Below are 4,748 nucleotides of genomic sequence, written 5' to 3' on the forward strand. Positions count from 1 at the left end.
GGCCCTGCGTCTGGCTCATACCTTGAAGAGCGCGGCCGCGACTTTGGAGGCCAGGGAATTGGCCCAGGCGGCGGCACAGGTCGAAGCCGTGCTTCGCAAGCGGCAGGCCGGCGATCTGACGGCTCTGCTGGCGGCCATGGAGGCCGAATTGGCTCCGGCCCTGGCTACCGTCGAACGCCTGGCCGGTGAAGTCTCGGCTGGAGGCGTTCCAAACCCGGAAGTTTCAGGTGTTTCTGGTCAGGATCTGGGCCGGACTCTGGCCGAATTGCAGAACCTAGTGGCGGCCAACAGCCTGAAAGCCCGCAAAGTGCTGGCCGGGATGCGGAGCAGCCTGGACAACGCAGGCCTGGGAAGAGAGGCCGCGGCCCTGGCCGAGGAACTCGACGGCCTGGATTTTCAGAACGCGGTTGTGCGACTGGAGGCATTGGCCGCCTTGGTGGTCCGAGCAGGAACGGACACCCAAGAGAACGGATGATCAGGTGAAGCTCCTTGTGATCACCCAACAATGGGCCGAGGATTTTTTCGGTTCAAAGCAATTGCCTGTTTTTTTCCAATTTTTTAGTCGGTTTCCCCGCTTCTGGCCGGTCTTTACTTGCCCCACGGGTTTGCTGTATAGAATCACGCTTTGTATCTCAAGCCAGGAGGAAAAGGCAGTTCATGAACCCCAGCGATCTGGAATACTTCAAGAATCTTCTCGAAAAGCAGATAGAGGAGATTCAGAGCGTGAGCGTGAACACTCTGGAGGACATGTCCGAGAGCGTCGAGAATTATGCCGATCCGGCGGACAGGGCCTCGGCCGAGTCGGATCGGACTTTTACCCTGCGTTTGCGGGACCGGGACCGGAAGCTGATCAAGAAGATCCGGGCGGCTCTGACCCGCATCGAGAAGGGCGAGTTCGGAATCTGCGAGGATTGCGGCGACGACATCGGCATCCCCCGTCTCAAGGCCAGGCCGGTGACCACGCTGTGCATCAAGTGCAAGTCACGGCAGGAAACCGAAGAAAAACTGCGCGGCGACTAGGCCCGCAGGACAGAGGATCGATCGGATCAATGCATCCGGCGGATCCGCAATATATCCTCTCGAGCACTCCACAGCCGCCCGCCGGGCACGGACTCCGGCATGGACGCCATTTTTCTGTCCCATCTCATAGGTGAATTGCGCGCAGCCCTAATCGGGTTGCGCGTCGGCAAGGTCTTTCAGCCCGGCCCAAACATCTGGACCCTTGACATGGGTCGGCCCGGTCATCTCGTTCTGCTCACCGCCAAGGGCCAAGAGGCCCTTTTTCTTTCCCCCGCAAAAATGGACAATCCGGCCAGCCCGCCGGCCACGGCCATGTGGTTACGCAAGCGCATCAGTGGCCGGGTGGTCATCGACGTGATCGGCGACTGGCCGAGACGTCGTCTTTCCCTGGCTCTAGGCGGAGCCGATCCCGTCTTCCTGATTCTGGATCTCGGAACGGGCACTGAACTCGTCCATCAATTGCCGGCCGAATTCGGACATCTTTGTCCATGGCCGACCCTGGAGGAATTCTTGAGCATGGATCGGGTCTGGGAACGATATCCTCAGATCACCCCGGCCCTGCGCAGAGAGCTCAGGGAACTGGTTCATGACGGCCAGGAATCCCGGGCCGGATCGTTGTATGAGGCGGTCCGCAACGGGTTGGCCGACGGGTTCTGGATTCGGCGGAGCGAGGGCGGCTCGCCCCTGGCTTGGCCGGTTCGGAATGAAAGCGGGGAATGTTATGATACAGCCCTGGATGCGGCCCTGGCTCACGGTCTGCGCCGGACCATGGCCCGGGTAGGGGCCGAGGCCGCGGACCGTGAGCGGGCCAGGCTGGAGAAGCGGTCGAGGGCCAGGGTCCTGAATCATCTGGAACGGGACGAGGCGCGGCTTATGACCATGGTCGGCCAGGCCGGGGCGGCCTCCTTGATCAAGGGTAACCTGCACCGGCTCGACCCCAAGACCCGAACGGCCGAGATCGAGGTTTCCGGTCCAGACGGGGAGAGTGTCCACATAGTCCTGGATCCGGCTCTGACCGTGCAGGAGAACATGGCCCGGATGTTCGCCAGGGCGGCCAAGGGCAGACGGGGGCTTCCCAAGGTGGCCGAGAGGCGCCTGGCCGTTTCCTCCGGACAGGCGGAGGTGAGCGTACCGATTCCCCAGAGCAGGAAGGCCGACCGGCCCCGAGGGCGAACCCAGGTTCAGCCGGACCGGTATGCCAGGGCACAAGTCCGTACCTATCGCTCGTCGGACGGGTTTCTTATTCTTCGGGGAAAGAACAAGGCCGCCAACCACCGGCTCCTGAGCTTTTTGTGCAGCCCGTTCGATCTTTGGTTCCATGTTGAGGGCGGCCCCGGGGCCCATGTTATTCTCAGGCGGGATCATCCAAACCATGAGGTCCCGGAAACCAGCCTCAACCAGGCCGCGGCCTTGGCCGGCATCTTCAGCCATCAGTCCGGCTCGGACAGGGCCCGGGTCATCTGCGCCCTGGTTCGGGACGTCCGCAAGATCAAGGGGGCCGATCTGGGCCATGTGGCCGTGGACCGGGTCCTGTACTCCCTGGTCGTTCCGCTCGACCCCGATCTCGAGACCCGTCTCAACTTTGGAGGCGCCCCGGAACAATGAATCCTCCGCCGAAAGGAAAAGACCCCATGCTCCAGGACAACCACGGCCGAACCGTCAATTACGCCCGGATCAGCATCACCGACCACTGCAATTTTCGGTGTCTATACTGCCACCCTCAGAAGAATTGGACGTTCATGCCCCACGAGCACATCCTCCGGTACGAGGAGATTCTCCGGCTCATGCGGATCTTGGTGGGCATGGGCGTGGGCAAGGTTCGCCTGACGGGTGGTGAGCCCTTTGCCCGCCGGGACTTCGTCCCCTTCCTGGGTAGGGTCAGAGCCCAATTCCCCGAACTCGACCTCAGACTGACCACCAACGCCTCCCTGGTCGGCCCCTACGTCCCGACCCTGAAGGACATGGGCATCGAATGCCTGAACATTTCCCTGGACACTTGGCGGCGAGAGCGATTCGAGGAGATCACCGGTCGGGACGGCTTGCCCGAGGTCTTGGTCGCCATCGAGCTTTGTGAGAAGCACGGATTGGCTTATAAGCTCAATGCCGTGGCCCTGCGGGGGATGAACGAGGACGAGGTGGGGGATTTCATCAGTTTTGCGACGGAGCACGGCGTGGACGTCCGGTTCATCGAGTTCATGCCCATAGGCGACGGGACCGTCTGGGGCAAGGACCGCTACTGGCCGGCCTCGGAGATTCTGGCCGAGGCCCGCAAGCACGCCGACCTAACACCGGACCAGGGGCGGGACCGCCGGGCCGGACCGGCCCGCATGTTCAGGATTGGTTCCGGTCCCGGCCGGGTGGGGGTCATCTCGGCCGTGTCCTGCCATTTTTGCTCGACCTGCAACCGACTGCGGATCACGGCCGACGGCAGGCTCAGGACCTGCCTGTTCTCGGATCGTGAATACCGGCTGCGGTCGGCCTTGCGGTCACCCCGCCTGGGAGACGAGGCCATCGAGCGGATCATCGTCCAGGCCAACAAACACAAGCCGTTGGGATTCAGACTACTGGAGAAGCGGGAGGCACGGGAAGGGGTCTGTCGGACGGGGATGTCGTCCATCGGCGGGTAAGATACTTCTTGGATGGGCCAAAAAAGGCGTGACCGGAATGTTCCGGCCACGCCTTTTTTGGTTTTGTTGCCGGGCACTTCTACCTGGCGATCATCGATCTCAAAATATCGGCGCAGTTCTCGCTGTCATGGCTCATGGTCACCAGACAATCGACAAAGTGGAGGAGCTGGTAGATGTCCTTGAAGTCCAGGTCCGAGTTGTAGATGTCGAAGGTGATGTCCTTTTTCAGCTTCTGGACGATGTGGTGCTGCTGGCGGACGGCCCGGTAGGTCTTCTTGGCCGCGTCCCGGTCCAGAAGCTCGCCGTGGACGAACTTGATGGTCGTGTGCAGGGCCGGGCCCAAGAGTCTGGTGGAGGTGTCGACCTCCTCGAGGATGACAATGAGGTTTTTCTGGTGTTTGCCCTCGGGAATGGCCACCTGACGCATGCCCAGCCAGTGCAGGGCCTCCTGGGCCGAGTCGAGGATGTTGTCCTGACTTTTCGTGTAGTTGAGGAACAGGGTCTTGTCCACGGCCATGAACAGCCGACGGGGTAGGTGGTTGCGGAGATTCCGCTTGATGGTGTCGGCGTGGTCCTCGATCTTGTCGATCTCCCTGGTCAGCTCCGTGAACTCGCGGCAGGCCCCGACCCCGGAGACGTAGCACTCCAGGGATTCCTTGATGATGCCGATGCACTCGGCGATCTTGTCGTAGTGCTCGACAAGACCTTCCATGGGGGAGCGGGGGGAGAGAAGGCCGTAAAACGGGATGCGGATCATCTGGAGACTCCTTGTGATCAATAGATCATCCATTTGAGCAGGGTGAAGATGACGATGCTGGTCAGGGCCGCGATGGGCACTGTCAGCAGCCAGTAGGCGACGATGCGGCCGAGGACGCCCATGTCCACGGCACTGAAGCCGCGGGCCAGGCCGACTCCGACGATGGCTCCCACGGCGGCGTGGGTGGTGGACACGGGCAGGCCCATGTTGGATGCGGCCAGAACCGTGGAGGCGGCCCCGAAGTCCACGGCAAAGCCCCGGGTGTTGGTCAGGGCCGTGATCTTGTCGCCGACGGTGGCCATGACCTTGTGGCCGAGGACGGCGATGCCGATGGCGATGCCCAA

Annotated in this window: 6 protein-coding genes; 4 read left to right on the forward strand and 2 right to left on the reverse strand. The window is 62.0% G+C overall.

Features of this window, described 5'->3' with window-relative positions:
- From EOM25_12280 to moaA, 4 genes are all read left to right on the forward strand, one after another.
- Positions 1-475: hypothetical protein (locus EOM25_12280; GenBank protein ID NCC25949.1), on the forward strand; the 475-nt coding region annotated here is incomplete at its 5' end.
- Positions 476-657: 182 nt separating this feature from the next.
- A complete protein-coding gene (dksA, locus tag EOM25_12285; GenBank protein NCC25950.1) occupies positions 658-1,020 on the forward strand; it encodes an RNA polymerase-binding protein DksA in 363 nt (120 codons plus the stop codon).
- Positions 1,021-1,119: 99 nt separating this feature from the next.
- Positions 1,120-2,625: a DUF814 domain-containing protein gene (locus EOM25_12290; GenBank protein ID NCC25951.1), complete on the forward strand. Its 1,506-nt coding sequence runs from the start codon at positions 1,120-1,122 to the stop codon at positions 2,623-2,625.
- 26 nt (positions 2,626-2,651) lie between these two features.
- Positions 2,652-3,647 (forward strand): GTP 3',8-cyclase MoaA, encoded by a 996-nt coding sequence (gene moaA / locus EOM25_12295; protein NCC25952.1) that lies wholly within the window; start codon positions 2,652-2,654, stop codon positions 3,645-3,647.
- 79 nt (positions 3,648-3,726) lie between these two features.
- On the opposite strand, the gene EOM25_12300 is transcribed toward moaA, so the two are convergent.
- Positions 3,727-4,437 carry a DUF47 family protein gene (locus EOM25_12300; GenBank protein NCC25953.1) on the reverse strand — a complete coding sequence of 237 codons (711 nt, stop codon included), beginning with the start codon at positions 4,435-4,437 and terminating at the stop codon, positions 3,727-3,729.
- Positions 4,422-4,748: inorganic phosphate transporter (locus EOM25_12305; protein ID NCC25954.1), on the reverse strand; the 327-nt coding region annotated here is incomplete at its 5' end. The genes EOM25_12305 and EOM25_12300, both read right to left, overlap by 16 nt.

It is taken from the genome of Deltaproteobacteria bacterium (assembly GCA_009929795.1).
Classification (GTDB): Bacteria; Desulfobacterota; Desulfovibrionia; order Desulfovibrionales; family Desulfomicrobiaceae; genus RZZR01.